Source organism: Streptomyces sp. NPDC127197 (assembly GCF_042672405.1).
GTDB lineage: Bacteria > Actinomycetota > Actinomycetes > Streptomycetales > Streptomycetaceae > Streptomyces > Streptomyces flavusporus.
In genome coordinates this window covers 392,283-410,639 of record NZ_JBHXVG010000002.1, presented here as the reverse complement: position 1 = coordinate 410,639, position 18,357 = coordinate 392,283, and the positions used below count along the sequence as shown (strand labels likewise).

Sequence of the window (18,357 nt, the reverse complement as noted above, 5' to 3'; positions counted from 1 at the left end):
GGTACTGCCCGCGGCACTGTTCCGACAATCGTTCTTCAGCCACCGTCGGCTTGTCCAGCCGCATTCCGGATGTGTTGTGCAAGTGCAACATCATCGATCATGAGGGACCATGAGGGGATTCATGAGTTGATTCGTCAGGGGACCATGAGGGCCTACGGCGGGACGGGCTCCGGAGCACCCGGATTGGAACCAGGACCCAGTCATCCGGGAGGATGGGGTTCATGACCGCCCAGATTCTCGATGGCAAGGCCACTGCAGCCGCGATCAAGTCCGATCTGACCGCCCGCGTGGCGGCGCTGAAGGAGAAGGGCGTCACGCCCGGCCTCGGCACGATCCTGGTCGGGGACGACCCCGGCAGCCAGAAGTACGTCGCCGGCAAGCACCGCGACTGCGCCGAGGTCGGCATCGCCTCCATCCAGCGCGAACTGCCCGGCACGGCGACGCAGGACGAGATCGAGGCGGTCGTACGGGAACTGAACGAGGACCCGGCCTGCACCGGCTACATCGTCCAACTGCCGCTCCCCAAGGGCATCGACGAGAACCGCATCCTCGAACTCATGGACCCCGACAAGGACGCGGACGGGCTGCACCCGATGAACCTCGGGCGGCTGGTCCTGAACGAGCCGGCGCCGCTGCCCTGCACGCCGAACGGTGTGCTGACCCTGCTGCGCCGCTATGGCGTGGAGATCAAGGGTGCCGAGGTCGTGGTCGTCGGCCGCGGAGTGACCATCGGCCGTCCGATGCCGCTGCTGCTCACCCGGCGCAGCGAGAACGCGACGGTGACCCAGTGCCACACGGGCACGCGTGATCTGTCTTCGCACCTGAAGCGTGCGGACATCATCATCGCCGCCGCAGGCTCCGCCCACCTCATCCGTCCTGAGGACGTCAAGCCGGGCGCGGCCGTCCTCGACGTCGGTGTCTCGCGCAGCGCCGAGGGCAAGATCGTGGGCGATGTCCACCCGGGCGTGGCCGAGGTGGCCGGCTGGATCTCCCCGAATCCTGGCGGCGTCGGCCCGATGACCCGGGCCCAGCTGCTGGTCAACGTGGTCGAGGCGGCGGAGCGCAGTGTCGACTGAGCGCCCGGAGGACGACATCGAGGTGCGGGACGCGGTCAGCGCGCCCGATGCCGAGGGCATACCGCGCCGCGTCACCCGCCGCTTCCCGCTGTTCACGCGGGACACCGCGCGTCCCGAGGGCGGCGGCAGGGCGGCCTCCGGCGCCGCCCCGGCACCGGCCCGCCAGTGGCCGGTCCTGCTGGTGCTCGCGCTGGTCGGCCTCGGCCTGCTGCTGACCGCCCTGGACGCCTTCCGGATCGGGACGCTGCTGGTCGGCGTCGCCCTGCTGGGCGGCGCGGTGCTGCGCTGGATGCTGCCGGACGTCGGCATGCTCGCGGTCCGCTCCCGCTTCACCGACATCCTCACCTACGGCGTGCTGGGCTCGGCCATCGTCCTGCTCGCGATGATGGTCCAGCCGAAACCCTGGCTGGAGATCCCGTTCCTGAAGGACACGCTGCACTTCACGGTCAGCAGTTAACCGCACGGCGGCGACCCGTCCCCTCCCCCGAGCAAGGACGGGCCGCCACCGCACTCAAACTCCCGCACGGCGAACGGGCTGTTCAACAGCTGTCCGTACGCTGTGGCTCGGAGGTGACCGTTCCGCTACCGTGTCCGCGCCCTGCCACAGTCCTCGGCGTCCTCGGCGCGGTGGCGTCTGGGTGGGAGCGGCACCGATGGGGCGCCCGAGGTCACCGGTGTGTGTCCGTTGTGTCGATGTATTGACAGTTCCGGGATCCGGGACCAAGACGCTGCACAGCGGGGCTAATCTGCCCAATCGGGACGGTCCGGGACGTCCCGAGCTGGACCGCGGGCCAGTGGGCGTGCAACGGTGCATGCCCGCGGCGCCAACGCCCCCGTGCGCCCCCACCCCGGGAACTGAGATCCTGACCGGGCGCATCCCTGTGGGTAGCCAGAACGGGGACTCGGCAGAGGGCAGCACGCGCGGGGGAAGAACCAGCACGAACCGGGGGGAAGAGGGGGAAGCAATGCCTCGTTGGAGGGCCTTGCCGGACGAACTCGATCCGCAGGTCAGGGAGTTCACGAGCCAGTTGCGGCGGCTCGTGGACCGCAGCGGCCTGAGCGTCGCGGCGGTGGCCGACCGCACGGGCTACAGCAAGACGTCCTGGGAGCGTTATCTCAACGGCCGGCTGCTCGCGCCCAAGGGTGCGATCGTCGCCCTGGCCGAGGTCACCGGCACCAATCCCATCCACCTGACGACGATGTGGGAGCTCGCCGAGCGCGCCTGGAGCCGTTCGGAGATGCGCCACGACATGACCATGGAGGCGATACGGATCTCCCAGGCCCGTGCGGCACTGGGCGAGTTCGGGGCGCCCCCCGCGAACGCCAAGGGCGGCAAGTCGGCCCGCCGGGGCGGCAGCGCGACGGCGACCCCCGGCATCGCGGGACCGGCGGGCGTGTCCCCGACGGTGCCGCAGCAGCCCACGCCGTCCGACGCGGACGCACGCGAGGGCACCGCACGGGCGGCCGGCCCGGGGGCTTCCTCGGGCGGCAACTCGTGGGGGCTCGCGGGATACGCGGGACCCTCGCAGACCGGTGGCCGCGGAGCGGGTGCGCGCACCGGAGCGGGCTCCGGTGCCGGTCGTAGCGCCGGAGCCGGGGCCGGAAACGAGAATGGGGCCGGAGCGGGAACCAGCGCCGGTGCCGGATTCGGGACCGGCGCCGCACCGTCGGCGACGCCCGCCGGCCACCCCGGCCACTCCGGCCGCCCCCCGTCCGGTGGTCGCCCGGCCTCCGGCAGGTCGTCGGGCAGGCGCCGGCTGACGATGTTCCTCGCGGGAGCCGTCGGCGTGGTCGTCGTGGCCGCCGCCGCGTTCTACCTCACCAACGGCGGCGACGGCGACAAGAACAACGACGCGTCGCCCTCCCCGTCGCCCTCCGTCACCGCCGACGCCAACCTGCCGCCGGGCGTGAAGTGCAGCGGCGACAGCTGCACCGGCAAGGACGCGGAGAGCATGGGGTGCAGCGGGGACCTGGTGACCACCGCCAAGACGGCGACCGTGGGCACGACCGTCGTCGAGGTCCGCTACAGCAAGACCTGCGGGGCGGCCTGGGGGCGCATCACCCAGGCGGCGCAGGGTGACGAGGTCCAGGTGACCGCGGGCGACGCCAAGCAGAGCGGCTCCATCACGGTCGCCGGCGACGCCATCGCGTACACGCCGATGGTGGCGGTGCGGGACGCGGGCGAGGCGACGGCGTGCGCGACGCTGGCGTCGGGACAGGAGGGGTGCACGGACTGACGCAGGTCAGCGAGTCGAGCCCGTCCGGTGGAAATTGGCCGGGGGACAGAGGAATGGCCGCCGTATTCCTGGGCACGCGAACCGTACCCCCACGGGAGTCCGGCAACGGTACCCCCACTCGGCGGCCGTCCCGTCTCTCCTCTCCCGGACGGGCGGCCGCCGCCTTTCGTGGTGCTGTGGGCTGGGCCACACCGACCCGGACGTCCGGGATCCCGGATGCGCGATAGCCTGACGCTGGATCTCTCTTGACGCCAAGAGATCGATCAAAATAGCCGGGGCAGGGACGCCCCACCGCCAGCTGTCATACGGAGAACGCCATGACCCGCACTCCCGTGAACGTCACCGTCACCGGCGCGGCCGGCCAGATCGGTTACGCCCTGCTCTTCCGCATCGCCTCCGGCCAGCTGCTCGGCGCGGACGTGCCGGTCAGGCTTCGCCTCCTGGAGATCACCCCGGCGCTGAAGGCCGCCGAGGGCACCGCGATGGAGCTGGACGACTGCGCGTTTCCGCTGCTCCAGGGCATCGACATCAGCGACGACCCGAACGTCGCCTTCGACGGCGCCAACGTCGCCCTCCTGGTGGGCGCCCGCCCACGCACCAAGGGCATGGAGCGCGGTGACCTGCTGGAGGCCAACGGCGGCATCTTCAAGCCGCAGGGCCAGGCCATCAACGCGCACGCCGCGGACGACATCAAGGTCCTGGTCGTCGGCAACCCGGCCAACACCAACGCGCTGATCGCGCAGGCCGCCGCCCCGGACGTACCGGCGGAGCGCTTCACCGCGATGACCCGCCTCGACCACAACCGCGCGCTGACCCAGCTGTCGAAGAAGACGGGCACCCCGGTCTCCGAGATCAGGAAGCTGACGATCTGGGGCAACCACTCCGCCACGCAGTACCCCGACATCTTCCACGCCACGGTCGCCGGCAAGAACGCCGCCGAGGTCGTGAACGACGAGAAGTGGCTCGCCGAGGACTTCATCCCGACCGTGGCCAAGCGCGGCGCCGCGATCATCGAGGCCCGCGGCGCGTCCTCCGCGGCCTCCGCCGCCAACGCCGCCATCGACCACGTCTACTCCTGGGTCAACGGCACCCCGGAGGGCGACTGGGTCTCCATGGGCATCCCGTCCGACGGCTCCTACGGCGTCCCGGAGGGCCTGATCTCCTCCTTCCCGGTCACCACGAAGGACGGCAGGTACGAGATCGTCCAGGGCCTGGAGATCAACGACTTCTCCCGTGCCCGTATCGACGCCTCCGTCAAGGAGCTCGAGGAGGAGCGCGAGGCGGTCCGCTCCCTCGGCCTCATCTGAGCCGGACTTCTGCCGTGATCCCCGGGCCGCCGTGCGCGGCCCGGGGATCATCGCTTTCCGTTCCCGACGACGAGATCCGCCAGCTGAAGGAACGCGCGCGTGGTCGCCGGACGGAGCCGGCCGAGGCCCTGGAAGCCGTTGTACCGCAGCGGTGGGTCGTACGGGATACGGACCACCTGGCCGTCGCCGACACGCAGGCGCTCGGCGACGTCGGGGGACCCGCGGCGCCCGCCCTCCACGTCGGTGACGACCACGATCACGTCGTCCGTGAGGGCACCGTGCCGGGAGTCGCGCAACTCGTCCAGTGTCTCCACCGCGCGTCGGACACCCCACGGCGAGGCGCCGCAGCACAGGATCAGCCGGTCCGTCTGACCCAGCACCACGTCCGCAGGACGGTCCGGCACCGCCCCGGCCCAGTCGGTGAGCACGAACGAGTAGTAGGGATCCACCTGCCCCAGCACCCGCGTGTACTCCTGTGCGTGTGCGGGATTGGGCCCGGACACGCCTCCGCGGTGCGCAGCCACCTCCAGACCCGAGTCGAGGCGCGTGGTGCGGCGGCGGATGTCCTCGTACGAGGCACCGGCGGGCAGCAGCGCGAGGTCATGCACCGTGCCCGGGGCAGGGTTCGTCAGGAAGCTGTGCAGCGCCCCGGACGTCGGTGCCCCGTCGAGGGCGAGGACGGGCTCGCCGCGGACCGCGGCGAGCAGTGAGCCGAGGACGACCGTCGTGGTGGCGCCCCCGCAGCCGGCGTGTGCGCCGAGCACGGTCAGCCGTATGCCCCGGCGCAGCGGTGCGCGCAGCCGCTCCAGCCGCGCCTCGCTGTCCCGGCGCGCGGCGCCGAAGCGGGGCAGCCGCAACGGGAGTTCGGTCGCGGGCCCGGTGCCGGGCGGCGGGTTCAGCGGCACCCGCGCCGAGGGGCGGAACGGGGCCGATTCGCTCGGCTGCGGGATGTCCCGCGCCGCCCGCTGCAGGTCGATGTAGCGGGCGAGGACGTCCGCGACCTCGCCCGCCGCCGGGCGTTCGGCCGGATCGGCGTCGAGACAGCGCAGGACGAGCTTGCGCAGCCGCCCCCAGGTGTCGCCCTGCCACAGGTGCATGCCCTCGGGCAGGGCCGGCAGGTACACGCCGGCCTTGCTGCTGATCAGCTGCAGCAGCTCGCCCAGCGCACGCACGTTGTCCGCTGCCGTGGGCACCGGGCCCGTGCCCGCGAACCGCCCGTCGACCGCACAGTCCGACAGATCACCGAGCACCACCGAACGGCGCAGCACGAACACGCTGTCGGCGCTGAGGTCCGTGGGCACGACCCCGTTGAGATGACACACGTTGAGGGCGCTCGCCAGATGCCAGGAGACGAGCAGCCCGGCGAGCACGTCGAAGGGCGCGGTGCCGTCCGTGACCGACCGGGCCACCAGGTCCGCAAGGCGCGGTGGCTGCTTGGCGGGCGCGTCGGCGTCGGCGACCGGGGTCATGGCCAGCCAGGGCGGGCTGTCGTCGAGTTCGGTGCCGAGCAGGGTGGGCGCGTACCGTCCGTGCAGCCGGGTGAGCACCTCGGCCTCGACCTCGAGCAACCGGGCATTGACGGTGGGCAGATCGGGCCGCGGGATACGCAGCACCACCCACTGGCCGCGCTCGTCGATGCCCCGGTACACCACGGTCCGACGGCCGCGCCGCCGCCCCCGCAGCTCGTACGGGCCGAGGCGGCGGGGGTCGGTGTCGGTGAGCGGAGCCCAGTCGTCGTCGGCAGCGGCCGACTGCTCCGGCTCGTACCGGCTCGGTCCGTCGGACCGCCGTCCGGCCGATACGCCGAGCCGGGTCAGCAGCCGCCGCTCGATGTGGGTGAACGGCCGGTGGGAGACGGGCAGTTCGGCCGAGCCGTCCGGGTGGGCGAGCCAGGCGGGGAAGTCGGGAGAGTTGCCCGCCAGTTGCTCCAGGCGGCGACCGATGCTGCGGCTGGTGCTGATGAGTTCGGCCTGCGGTACGGCGTCGAGCAGCACCGCCTTGGCGTCCTCGCTGAAGTCGAAAACGAGGTGCTTGGCGGGCAGCGGGCCCGGCACCGGCGCCGGATGCGGCCGGACCAGACCGCCCAGGAACACCTCCGCGAGATGCGAGGTCCGCGCCGGCCACGGCACCGCCGTCTGCACCAGCCGCATCACCGGCACCGACAGCGGCGACACGGCGGCGAGATGGGCGGCCAGCCGGTACGCCTCCGGGGTGGCCGCGTCCCGGAAGTGCTGCGCGCTGTGCAGATCACCGGCGGCGGTGACGGCGGCGTACGGGCTGGGCCGGGACAGCAGCGGCAGCTCCAGCGTCGTGCCCGGCGAGGCGAGCAGCCGCGCCCAGTCGCCGAGTGCCCGGGCGGTGGGCTCCAGGACAGGCACCGGTACGCCGTCGAAGCGGGCGAGGTCGGCGGGCAGTACCGGGTCGGTGATGTGCCAGGAGGTGTTGGCGCCACCGATGTGCCGGGTCGTGGCCTGCCAGCGCTCGGCGCGGATGCCGGACGCCTCCCACATGTCGGGCGGCAGAGTGTGCAGCAGTGCGACGGGCCCGCGGGCCGCCCAGGTGTGCAGCAGCTCGTACAGTGCGCGATGCCGCCAGGCCGCGCCCATGCCGTCGCTGACGACGAGGACGAGGGTGCGGCCCGTCGGATCGTTGACGGTGGTCGTCGGCAGGGGCGTGCTGCCCTGCTCGAACGGCCGGGCGTGCAGCCGGGGTTCGCCCGCGCTGCGGGTGTCCAGGCCGAGGACGCGGGTGGTCGCGAAGGCGCCGAGACGCTCCAGCAGGGCGCGCAGTTCGGCGCCGAGCCGATGCCACAGCAGCATCGACAGGCCGTCGTCGACGAGGAGCACGAGATGCAGCCAGCGCTCCTGCACCGGCCGCTGCACCACGTCGGGCAGCCGGGTCTCGGCGAGCTCCGCAGCCGTGCGCTCCTCGTCTATCTCACGGCGGTGCCGGCTGGCGTGCCGGCGGCGCAACGGCCGCAGGGCACGGCCGAGTTCCAGCTCGCTGCCCAGCGCCTTGCTCTCGGGCACGCGCACCGGCATCGCCGACCGCGGCTGAGGAGCGGTCCGCCGCAACTCGGGGGCGGGGATCCGGGGCGGCGTGTGGCGGGCCGCCGCGTACAGGGAGGGCGCGGTGAGGTCGGGCAGGTCATCGCCCTCGGGCCGCGGTGCGGGCTCCTGAGGCGCCTCGGCGTCCGGTTCGGCGGTGGGCGCCTCGGACGGGGCCGGCCGCGCGGTCGCCAGGTCCCGGCTCAGCGGGGCGACCTCGCCCGTGGGCAGCCGGCGGGCGAGCCAGAGCACGTCGAGGACCTGGTCGGCGTCCAGGTCGTGGCCGCACGCCCGCAGGACGCGCAGCGCCTCGGCGAGCCGCTCTCCACCGGCCATGGTCACAACGCCCCTGGCACGTGCCGGTCGGCGTCGCGGCCGGCCCGGCGCGCCCGCGACTCCTCGGCGAGAGGCTTTCCCCCGGCCATGTCACAACGCCCCGGTGAGCTGGTGCAGTACGGCGTCGAGCAGGCCCTCCGCCCTGAGGTCGACCCCGCCGGCCCGCAGGAAGACGGCGTTGAGCAACTGGTCGGTGGCCAGCTCGCCCGGCGCGCGGCGGCGCAGGAACGCCTCCAGCAGGTCGTCGGCCTCCCGCAGCGCCTCCTCCCCGAGGTGCGCGGCGACGATCGCACGCAGCCGTTCCTCGTCGGGCACGGGCAGGTCGAGGCGGATGCAGCGGCGCAGGAAGGCGGGCGGGAAGTCGCGCTCGCCGTTGCTGGTGATGACGACGACGGGGAACTCGTCGCACTGGATCCGGCCCTGCCGCACCCGGACCGTGCCCCGGTGGTCGGCGGTCTGCACCTCCACCTCGATGACGTCCTCGGGAAGCCGGGTCAGCTCGGGGATCTCGAAGACCCCCTCCTCGAAGACGGTCAGCAGATCGTTCGGCAGGTCCACGTCGCCCTTGTCCATCTCGTCGATGAGCAGCGCACGCGGGGTGGGGCCCGGCACCAGGGCGGTGCCGAGCGGGCCGAGCCGGATGAACGTGCCGATGGACGGCTCGGTTTCGCCCCGGTCGCGGCTGAGCGTGGTCTCGCGCAGCCGGCCGATCGCGTCGTACTGGTAGAGGGCCTCCCGCACGGTGGAACGGCTGTTGACCGGCCAGCGCAGCAGCGTGCCCAGGCTCAGCTCGTGTGCGACGGCCCGCGCGAGCGAGGACTTTCCGGTGCCGGCGGGGCCGGTGACCAGCAGCGGGCGGCGCAGATGCAGCGCGGCGTTGACGACGTCCGCGTGCTTGCGCTCGATCAGATACGGCAACTCCGGCCGCCCGCCCTCGACCGGAGCGAAGCGGCGCCACGGCGGGGCCGGCGGGAGGGCGACGGCACGGGGCACGCCGTCGCCGCGGAAGAGGCGCCAGTCGGCCTCGGCAGCGGGGGTCATGCGCTCTCCTGGGGTTCGGTCAGGTGCAGTCGGGGCACGGTGCGGTCGGCGTCGGCCCAGGCGAGGACGGGACGCCCGGGGTACTCCTGCGGGTGGAGCATGGTGTTGGCGCGGTAGGAGCGCACCCCGTCGGGCAGTTCCCGCGTGGCGACCTCGGCCAGGCGTTCGACGACGTGCGAGTCCTTGTCCCGGGCGCGGTCCCACACCACCACCGGTATGCCCACGGCGAGACAGATCTGCACGATCCGGTCCCTGAGGTCCCCGGGCGCATCGACGGAGACGCGGACCGTGTCGAGACGGTCCATCAGCTCGTAGTAGATCCTGTTCGGGTCAATGGACGCGTCCGAGACGACGAGGGTTGCTCCGGAGTCGAGCAGGCGCCAACGGCGCTGCCAGTCGTGCCGGAAACGCTCGTGCCGGCGCAGCAGTTCGGGGCAGTGCACGACCAGCGGGAACTCGACTCCGAGGACGCCGGGGACGATCTGGTCGGGGGCCTGGGCCTCCCATTCGTCGACCGGCAGGTTGAGGCTCGACCGGTCCACGAGGACCTCCACGAGCGGTCGTTCGTCGTCCACCGCGGCCGGGGAGAGCGACTCCAGGACCTGGAGCAGCTCGCGGGCGGCCTCCTGCGCCGAGTACGACGCGGACGTGTCGGTCGACACCTGGCGGGGGCCGGTCCCCTCGTCGCACCAGATCCGCAGCCGATGCCGGCCCGGCTCCGCCCCGGTCACCTGCACCAGCACCCGTACGCGCGACCGGTTGCGGACCGCGCGTGCCCACTCCAGGCCGTCTGCGCGCCGCTCGGCGAGCGCGGAGCGGGGGATGCCGAGCCGGGCCGCGACCCCGTCCGACCACAGGCGCACTCTGGCGCGCTGGTCCTGCGGGCAGAGCGCGCCTACGTACTCCAGCACGCGCAGCAGCGCCGGGACCCGGGGTTCGCCGTCCTCGGAGCGTCCGTCGCCGGGCAGGGTCTCCAGGTGGTCGATCAGCGTGTCGAGCGTCTCACCGCCGGGGAACGCGGCAGCGAGGGGCAGCGCGGCGCGCACCGCCTCGGCGAATCGCCCGAGCACACCGGGGTCCAGGCCGCGCAGCAGCCCGTGCAGCCGCTGGTACTCCTGTGAGGAGAGCAGCCGCGGTACGCGCGAGAGGCGCCCGGCGACCAGGATGCGGTCGGCCGATTCGGGGTGGTCGCGCCGCAGCAGACCGGTCAGGACGGGTAACGCACGCGGGTGCTTCAGGAGGAATGCAGCGAACTCCTCGACCGCGGGCGGCGTCACGTCACCGCCGTGCCCGACGCCGCACGCCCCGGCCAGCCGCTTGGCCACGTTGCCGAGCTCGGAGCCGGTGGGCAGCGCGGCGTTGATCGCCTCCGTGAGCAGGGCGAACGCCGGGTCGTCGGGGCCGGGCGGCGCAGGCTCGGCCGGGTCGAGGACGCCCGCGGCGCGCAGCTCGGCCTCGATGCGCTGCCAGGGAATGCCCCAGCTGCGGCGGATCAGATGCTGCGGGCTGGGCGGGTGCGGCAGCCCGGTCGTGGGGTCGCGGGGCGGCATGAAGTGGGCGGCGACCAGCCCGACGACCGCCTTCTCGTGCAGGCTCCACAGCGGGCCGCCGCTGTAGCCGGGGCCGACGGCCATGCCGGTGGCCTCCCCGTCGAGGTAGGCGATCGGCCCGTCGTCGGTCTTGACCTTCAGGTCGGCGAAGGTGGCGTCATGGCCGCTGGCGTGCCAGGCGCGCACCTCCTGCCCGGCCCGCAGCGCGATGCGGTGGGGCGGCGCCGGGGTGGTGCCCGGCGGTGCGTCGACCCGCAGCACGGCGAGGTCGCCGAGCCATTCGTCGGCGTGGTGGTCCACCGGGCCGCCGTTCCTGGCACGAGGCGGGATCCAGTGGGCCACGCGCGCGGGGCAGCGCTCGGACGCGCCGTGCGGCGTCCGGATGACGACGTACAGCTCGCCGGGGCCCGGTGTCCGCACCTCGAACGGGTGTCGGCCGAGGGCGTCGTTGACGACGTGGGCGCAGGTCAGCACGGTGTCCGTGGCGAGGAAGAGACCCGCCCCCGAACAAGCGCCGTCCGGGCCGCCGATGGACACCGCGTACCGGGCCGGATCGTGGAACGCGGGCGAGGGGGCTCTGAACCACCCCACGCTCACTCCGTGTCCGGAGCCGGGGCGGGGGCGGCGGCCTCCGTGGGGTTCCAGGTGGCGGTGACGGTGAGGTGGGCCTGCCCGTTGCCCCCGACGATGCCCAGCTTGAGGTCCTGCCCGACCTGGACCCCGAAGGTCACGCTCAGCTCGGACGGCGGCCGGGGCGCGGCCGAGACCGCGTCGTGGACCTCTTGCAGCAGCGGTCCGAGCGGCCGGAGCGCCCGGCGCAGCGTGTCGGCGGCCAGCGAGGCGACGGCCCTGCCGCCGGTGGCCACGGGCACGGCGCGCCCCATGCCCTCGGGGAGCTCCCCGCCCGGCTCGGGAGGGGTCTGCGCGGCGGGGGCGAGCAGGAATCTGACCGGCGTACCGTCTTCGAACTGCAACTCTGCGGAGGTGGACACCGGAACATTGTGGCCGAGCCGGGACCATGACACGAGCAGGTGTGGTCAACTCGGTTACCGACCCGATGTATTGAGCAGCCGGGCGCGGGCGGGATCTCAGAAGCAGCTCAACCCGGTGGCCTGCGCGGCGGGTTGAGCGCGAGGACGGCCGCATGTTCGGACGAGACAGGCCCCCGGCGCGCTCCATCCTCTTCGCGCGCGACGCCGACGTCGCCGTCGCGAGCCTGCGGCAGGCCCTCGCCGGGGCGAGCCCCGAGGAACGCCCCGGTCTGGAACGGGCTGTCGCGGTCGCCGAGCAGGCCGTTCGACGCGCCGGTCAGCCGGTAGGGGGCTGCGTCAGCCGCTTCTCGTTCCAGCCGTCGCAGCCCGCCGCAGGTGACCGGACGTCCCCCCGTCGAGGGCCCGATCCGGGAATTGGTTTCACCCTGTTTGTCCGGATGTTCAGTGACACGGCCCACTTTTGGTCGCCGATTTCGCATGCCCCTGCAGACCCGGGGCAGGTGGTCCCGGTCCTGAACAGGAACGGAAGGCAACACCAGGCATGGCGGACAGAGCGGAACACCCCAAGGATCAGGAACTCCGGGGGCGCGGCACCCTCCACATCGCAGGGGAGTGGCGGCACGCCGTCTCCGGTGCCACGCGCGAGATCCTCGACCCCGCGGACGCCCGGCCGTTCGCCGTGGTCGCCGAGGGTGACGAGAAGGACACGGATCTGGCCGTCGCGGCCGCCCACCGCGCCTTCGACGGAGGCCAGGGAGAGTGGCCGCGCACCCCCGTCGCCGAGCGCGCCGCCCTGCTGCGCCGCGTCGCCGACCTCCTGGTCCGCGACCGGGAGCGGCTCGGCCTGCTGGAAAGCCGGGACGCCGGCAAGACCCTCGAAGAGGGCCGCGTCGACATCGACTGCGTCGCCGACGCCTTCCGCTACTTCGCCGACCTGGTGGCCGCGGAGGCCCCGGGACGGGTGGTCGACGCGGGCTCGCCCGACATCCACAGCGTGGTCGTGCACGAGCCGGTCGGCGTCTGCGCGCTGATCACGCCCTGGAACTACCCCCTCCTCCAGGCCAGCTGGAAGATCGCCCCCGCGCTCGCGGCCGGCAACACCTTTGTGATCAAGCCGAGCGAGATCACCCCGATGACCACCATCGCGCTGATCGAGCTGCTGGCCGAGGCAGGCCTGCCGGCCGGGGTTGCGGGCATCGTCACGGGCCCCGGCCACACCGTCGGCGCCCGCCTCGCCGAGCATCCCGACGTCGACCTGGTCTCCTTCACCGGCGGCCTGGTCAGCGGCACCAAGGTGGCCGCGGCCGCCGCACCGACCGTCAAGAAGGTCGCCCTCGAACTCGGCGGCAAGAACCCCAACGTCGTCTTCGCCGACGCCTGCGCCACCGAGGCGGACTTCGACACCGCCGTCGACCAGGCCCTCAACGCGGCCTTCATCCACAGCGGCCAGGTCTGCTCGGCGGGCGCTCGGCTCATCATCGAGGAGAGCGTCAGGGAGCGGTTCGTCGCCGAACTCGCCCGCCGCGCCGCGAAGATCCGCCTGGGCCGCGGCACCGAGCCGGGCGTCGAGTGCGGCCCGCTCGTCTCCGAGCAGCAGCGCGCGAAGACCGAGGACCACGTCGCCTCCGCGCTGGCCGAGGGCGCGGTGCTGCGCTGCGGCGGCAAGCGCCCCGACCCGGCCCCGGAGCGGCCCGCGACCGGCTGGTTCTACGAACCGACGGTGCTCGACCAGTGCCACCGCGACATGAGGGTCGTACGGGAAGAGGTCTTCGGGCCGGTCCTGACGGTGGAGACCTTCCGCACGGAGGACGAGGCCGTCGCGCTCGCCAACGACACCGAGTACGGGCTGGCCGGCGCCGTCTGGACCGCCGACGCCGGACGGGCCCGCCGGGTCGCGGGCCGGCTGCGGCACGGCACCGTCTGGATCAACGACTTCCACCCCTACCTCCCGCAGGCGGAGTGGGGCGGCTTCGGCAAGAGCGGCGTCGGCCGCGAACTCGGCCCGGCCGGACTCGCCGAGTACCGCGAGGCCAAGCACATCTACCAGAACCTCGCGCCCAAGCCGGTGCGCTGGTTCGCGGGCTGAGCCCGCCCCCCTTCTTCGAACCCCCCACTGGAGTACCACCCCATGTCCGAGAACACCCACGTCTACGACTACGTCGTCATCGGCGGCGGCACGGCAGGCTCCGTCATCGCCTCCCGGCTGACCGAGAACCCCGACGTCACCGTCGCCGTCATCGAGGGCGGCCCCAGTGACATAGGCCGCGACGACGTCCTCACCCTGCGCCGCTGGATGGGCCTGCTCGGCGGCGAGCTGGACTACGACTACCCGACCACCGAGCAGCCGCGCGGCAACTCCCACATCCGGCACAGCCGCGCCCGCGTCCTCGGCGGCTGCTCCTCCCACAACACCCTGATCGCCTTCAAGCCGCTGCCGTCCGACTGGGACGAGTGGGAGAACGCCGGCGCCAAGGGCTGGGGCGCCGTCCCGATGGAGGCGTACTTCGCCCGCCTGCTGAACAACATCGTCCCGGTCGACGAGAAGGACCGGAACGCCATCGCCCGCGACTTCGTCGACGCCGCCCAGTCCGCGCTCGGTGTGCCGCGCGTCGAGGGCTTCAACAAGAAGCCGTTCACCGAGGGCGTCGGCTTCTTCGACCTCGCCTACCACCCCGAGAACAACAAGCGGTCGTCGGCCTCGGTGGCGTATCTGCACCCGGTCATGGACGAGCGGCCCAACCTGACGATCCTCCTGGAGACCTGGGCGTACCGGCTGGAGCTGAACGGCACCCGCGCCGAAGGCGTCCACGTCCGCACGAAGGACGGCGAGGAGATCCTCGTACGGGCCCGCAACGAGGTCGTCCTGTGCGCCGGCGCAGTCGACTCCCCGCGGCTGCTGCTGCACTCGGGCATCGGCCCGAAGGCCGACCTGGAGGCGCTCGGCATACCCGTGGCGCACGACCTGCCCGGCGTCGGCGAGAACCTGCTCGACCACCCCGAGTCGGTGATCGTCTGGGAGACCCACGGCCCCATCCCGGAGAACTCCGCGATGGACTCCGACGCCGGCCTGTTCGTCCGCCGCGACCCCGAACACGCGGGCCCGGACCTGATGTTCCACTTCTACCAGATCCCGTTCACGGACAACCCGGAGCGGCTCGGCTACGAACGCCCCGCGCACGGTGTCTCGATGACCCCGAACATCCCGAAGCCCAAGAGCCGGGGACGGCTGTACCTGAAGAGTGCGGACCCTGCCGAGAAGCCCGCCCTCGACTTCCGCTACTTCACCGACGAGGACGACTACGACGGCCGCACCCTCGTCGACGGCATCCGTATCGCCCGCGAGATCGCGAAGTCCGAGCCGCTCGCGCACTGGCTCAAGCGGGAGGTCTGCCCCGGCCCGGAGATCACCAGCGACGAGGAGCTCAGCGAGTACGCCCGCAAGGTCGCGCACACCGTGTACCACCCGGCGGGCACCTGTCGCATGGGCGCCGCAGACGACGAACTCGCCGTGGTCGATCCGAAGTTGAGGATCCGCGGCCTGGACGGCATCCGGATCGCCGACGCCTCCGTCTTCCCGACCATGACCGCCGTGAACCCGATGATCGGGGTGCTGATGGTCGGTGAGCGGGCCGTGGACCTGATCGGGGGTGGTGCGTGATGAGTACGTCCGTGTTCTCGGTGGACGGCCTGTGGAAGGTCTTTGGCCCGAAGGCCGACCGTGTCCCGGCCGACCCCGAGCTGACCGCCCTCACCCCCGCCGAACTGCGCGCCCGCACCGGCTGCACGGCCGCTGTCCGGGACGTCTCCTTCGACGTGCGCAAGGGTGAGGTCTTCGTCGTGATGGGGCTGTCCGGCTCCGGCAAGTCCACGCTGGTGCGCTGTCTGACCCGGCTCATCGAACCGACGGCCGGCACCATCGCCATCGACGGCGAGGACGTCCGCGCCATGGACAAGGCCCGGCTGCGCGAACTGCGCCGGCACCGCGCCGCGATGGTCTTCCAGCACTTCGGCCTGCTCCCGCACCGCACGGTCCTCGACAACGTGGCCTACGGCCTGGAGATCCAGGGTGTGGGCAGGGCGGAGCGGCGCGCCAAGGCCGCCGAGGTCGTCGCCAAGGTCGGCCTGGAAGGCATGGAGCAGCGCAGGCCCGGCCAGCTGTCGGGCGGCCAGCAGCAGCGGGTCGGGCTGGCCCGTGCGCTGGCCGTCGACCCCGAGGTGCTCCTGTTCGACGAGCCGTTCAGCGCACTGGACCCCCTCATCCGGCGGGACATGCAGGAGGAGGTCGTCCGGCTGCACCGCGAAGAGGGCCGCACGATGGTCTTCATCACCCACGACCTGAGCGAGGCCCTCAAACTCGGTGACCGCATCGCCCTGATGCGCGACGGCCGCATCGTCCAGCTCGGCACCCCGGAGGAGATCGTCGGCTCCCCGGCCGACGACTACGTCCGCGAGTTCGTCCGGGACGTGCCCCGTGAGCAGGTCATGACGGTCCGTACCGCCATGCGGCCCGCATCGGCGGACGAAGCGGACAGTGGCCCGGCGGTGGCGCCGGGGGCGACGGTGTCGGAGGCGATCGAAGCAGTCGCCCGCACCGGCGGCCCGGTCCGCGTGATGGACAACGGCCGCTGCGTCGGCATCGTGGATCACACGGGCCTGCTGGACGTGGTGGCCGGCGTAGCCGCCGCAGCTGACGTGGCCGCCGCCGTAGCTGCGGGCTCCGATGCCGCCGTAGCTGCGGGCAGTCGTGCCGCTGGGGCGGCACGGGTGGGCGCAGCGGCACCCCGCCAACGCGGGCAAGCGACCAGCCCCGCCGGCACCAACAAGGAGCCGGTCTGATGGCCACGCTCACCGCAACGCCCTCTCGCACGCTCCCCGGCGCCCTCAAACACCCCGCTGCACGCAAGCTCCTCCTGCTGGCCCTCGCCGCGGCGATCCTTGTGCCGTTGGCCAACGCGCGTTGGACAAGCGGCAGTTGGCCCGACGCCCTCACCGTCGACCTCACCCAGCCGCTCACCGACGTCAGCGACTGGATCATCGACAACCGCGACAGCCACCCCCTGTTCCTCTACTTCTTCGGCCACATCAGCAACGCGGTCGTCCTCTCCGTACGCGCCGTCTACCTCACCCTCCTGACCATCGGCTGGGCAGGCGTGACAGCACTGGGAGCCCTCGTCGCCTGGCGGGTCGCCGGCGTGAAGCTCGCGCTCGGCACGGCGGCAGCCTTCCTCGCCTGCGGACTGCTCGGCATGTGGGTGCCGACGATGCAGACGCTGGCCCTGATGGTGGTCGCGGTGCTCGCGTCGGTCGTGGTCGGCGCCCTGCTCGGCCTCGCGGCGGGACTGTCCGACCGTATGGACCGAGCGCTGCGCCCGGTCCTGGACACCATGCAGGTGCTCCCGGCGTTCGCGTACCTGCTGCCCGTCGTGCTCGTCTTCGGCATCGGCGTCCCGGCCGCCGTCCTCGCCACCGTCGTCTACGCCGCCCCGCCCATGGCCCGTCTCACCGCCCTCGGCCTGCGCGGCGCCGACAGGGGTGTCCTGGAGGCGGTCGAGTCGCTGGGCGCCACCGCCCGCCAACGCCTGTTGACCGCCCGTGTCCCGCTGGCCCGCAAGGAACTCCTGCTCGGCCTCAACCAGACGATCATGATGGCGCTGTCCATGGCCGTCATCGCCTCGGTGATCGGCGCGGGCGGCCTCGGCGACCGCGTCTACCAGGCACTGGCCTCGGTGGACGTGGGCGCGGCGCTGGCCGCGGGCATCCCGATCGTGCTCCTCGCGGTCGTCCTGGACCGCGTGACGGCGGCGGCCGGGAACGGCGGCACGGAACACCCCCGCGCGGGATGGCCGTACGCCCTGGGCGCTGCCCTGGCTGTGGCGGTCGCCGGCCGCCTGCTCGGTCGTACCGACTGGCCCGACTCCTGGACCCTGAACATCGCCGAGCCGGTGAACCGGGCCGTCGACTGGATGACCGCCCACCTGTACTCGGGCGTGCCGGTCGTCGGCGGCACCGCCGACTGGGCGGGCCACTTCACCACCTGGGTCCTGGACCCGGTGCGCGACGGTCTGCAGTGGCTGCCCTGGTGGTCGGTGCTGCTCGTCGTGGCCGCCCTCGCCTGGCTGATCGGCACCTGGCGCACCGCGCTCACCGCCGTCCTCGCCATGGCCGCGATCGGCGTGCTCGGCGTGTGGGAGCCGGCGCTGGACACGCTCTCCCAGGTGCTGGCGGCGGTCGCCGTCACCCTCGTCCTGGGCATCGCGACCGGCATCGCGGCGGCCCGCAGCGACCGCTTCGAGCGGCTGCTGAGGCCCGTCCTGGACGTGTTCCAGACGATGCCGCAGTTCGTGTACCTGATCCCGGTCGTCGCGCTGTTCGGTGTGGGCCGTGCCCCCGCCGTCGCCGCGGCCGTCGTCTACGCGCTCCCGGCCGTCGTCCGTATCACCGCGCAGGGCCTGCGTCAGGTCGACCCCGCGGCCATGGAGTCGTCCCGCTCGCTCGGCGCGACCAGCGGACAGCAGCTGCGCCAGGTCCAGCTCCCGCTCGCCCGGCCGGCGTTGCTGCTGGCGGTCAACCAGGGCGTGGTCCTGGTCCTCGCCGTGGTCATCATCGGCGGGCTGGTCGGCGCCGGCGCGCTCGGCTACGACGTCGTCTTCGGCCTTGCGCAGGGCGACCTGGCGACCGGGCTGGTGGCCGGTGCCGCGATCGTCTGCCTCGGGCTGATGCTCGACCGGGTGACACAGCCGACCGGCCGCCGTGCGAAGAAGGGAGCCTGAG

At 72.8% G+C, this 18,357-nt stretch carries 12 protein-coding genes; 8 read left to right on the top strand and 4 right to left on the bottom strand.

The annotated features are described in order from the left end of the window. The first annotated feature begins 221 nt into the window (after nucleotides 1-221). The 4 genes from ACFVJQ_RS04550 to ACFVJQ_RS04535 all read left to right on the top strand — a co-directional run bounded on the left by ACFVJQ_RS04550 (nucleotide 222) and on the right by ACFVJQ_RS04535 (nucleotide 4,620). Nucleotides 222-1,076, top strand: a complete 855-nt coding sequence (locus tag ACFVJQ_RS04550) for a bifunctional methylenetetrahydrofolate dehydrogenase/methenyltetrahydrofolate cyclohydrolase (protein ID WP_385512644.1) — start codon at nucleotides 222-224, stop codon at nucleotides 1,074-1,076. Beyond that, a complete protein-coding gene (locus tag ACFVJQ_RS04545) occupies nucleotides 1,066-1,533 on the top strand; it encodes a DUF3017 domain-containing protein (protein WP_385780863.1) in 468 nt (155 codons plus the stop codon). The genes ACFVJQ_RS04550 and ACFVJQ_RS04545 overlap by 11 nt, the downstream gene beginning before the upstream one ends. A gap of 526 nt (nucleotides 1,534-2,059) precedes the next feature. Continuing rightward, nucleotides 2,060-3,313 (top strand): DUF2690 domain-containing protein, encoded by a 1,254-nt coding sequence (locus ACFVJQ_RS04540; RefSeq protein ID WP_385780860.1) that lies wholly within the window; start codon nucleotides 2,060-2,062, stop codon nucleotides 3,311-3,313. Nucleotides 3,314-3,630: 317 nt separating this feature from the next. Beyond that, nucleotides 3,631-4,620, top strand: coding sequence for a malate dehydrogenase (locus ACFVJQ_RS04535; RefSeq protein WP_385512647.1), 990 nt, complete (start codon nucleotides 3,631-3,633; stop codon nucleotides 4,618-4,620). Between the two features lie 47 nt (nucleotides 4,621-4,667). Here the strand turns inward: ACFVJQ_RS04535 and ACFVJQ_RS04530 are convergent, their stop codons facing one another. The 4 genes from ACFVJQ_RS04530 to ACFVJQ_RS04515 all read right to left on the bottom strand — a co-directional run bounded on the left by ACFVJQ_RS04530 (nucleotide 4,668) and on the right by ACFVJQ_RS04515 (nucleotide 11,586). Further along, entirely contained in the window at nucleotides 4,668-8,003 is a 3,336-nt protein-coding gene (locus ACFVJQ_RS04530) for an SAV_2336 N-terminal domain-related protein (RefSeq protein ID WP_385780857.1), read from the bottom strand. A 90-nt stretch (nucleotides 8,004-8,093) separates the two neighbouring features. Next, nucleotides 8,094-9,044, bottom strand: coding sequence for an AAA family ATPase (locus ACFVJQ_RS04525; protein ID WP_385512649.1), 951 nt, complete (start codon nucleotides 9,042-9,044; stop codon nucleotides 8,094-8,096). After that, nucleotides 9,041-11,185, bottom strand: a complete 2,145-nt coding sequence (locus ACFVJQ_RS04520) for a trypsin-like peptidase domain-containing protein (RefSeq protein WP_385780854.1) — start codon at nucleotides 11,183-11,185, stop codon at nucleotides 9,041-9,043. Before ACFVJQ_RS04520 ends, ACFVJQ_RS04525 begins: the two co-directional genes overlap by 4 nt. A 2-nt stretch (nucleotides 11,186-11,187) precedes the next feature. Further along, complete coding sequence (locus ACFVJQ_RS04515; RefSeq protein WP_385780851.1) at nucleotides 11,188-11,586, bottom strand: CU044_2847 family protein; 399 nt, start codon at nucleotides 11,584-11,586, stop codon at nucleotides 11,188-11,190. A 541-nt stretch (nucleotides 11,587-12,127) separates the two neighbouring features. Between ACFVJQ_RS04515 and ACFVJQ_RS04510 the strand changes: the two genes are divergently transcribed. Genes ACFVJQ_RS04510 through ACFVJQ_RS04495 form a run of 4 tightly spaced genes read left to right on the top strand, consistent with a single transcriptional unit; the run spans nucleotide 12,128 to nucleotide 18,356 of the window. Beyond that, the gene (locus ACFVJQ_RS04510) at nucleotides 12,128-13,672 is read left to right on the top strand and encodes an aldehyde dehydrogenase family protein (protein WP_385512653.1); all 1,545 of its coding nucleotides are present in this window, start codon (nucleotides 12,128-12,130) and stop codon (nucleotides 13,670-13,672) included. A 42-nt stretch (nucleotides 13,673-13,714) separates the two neighbouring features. Further along, on the top strand, nucleotides 13,715-15,244 hold the full coding sequence (locus ACFVJQ_RS04505; protein ID WP_385780848.1) for a GMC family oxidoreductase: 1,530 nt from the start codon (nucleotides 13,715-13,717) through the stop codon (nucleotides 15,242-15,244). Then, nucleotides 15,244-16,422: a glycine betaine/L-proline ABC transporter ATP-binding protein gene (locus ACFVJQ_RS04500; protein ID WP_385512655.1), complete on the top strand. Its 1,179-nt coding sequence runs from the start codon at nucleotides 15,244-15,246 to the stop codon at nucleotides 16,420-16,422. The genes ACFVJQ_RS04505 and ACFVJQ_RS04500 overlap by 1 nt, the downstream gene beginning before the upstream one ends. Then, entirely contained in the window at nucleotides 16,422-18,356 is a 1,935-nt protein-coding gene (locus tag ACFVJQ_RS04495) for an ABC transporter permease (protein WP_385780845.1), read from the top strand. Before ACFVJQ_RS04500 ends, ACFVJQ_RS04495 begins: the two co-directional genes overlap by 1 nt. The last annotated feature ends 1 nt before the right edge of the window (nucleotide 18,357 follow it).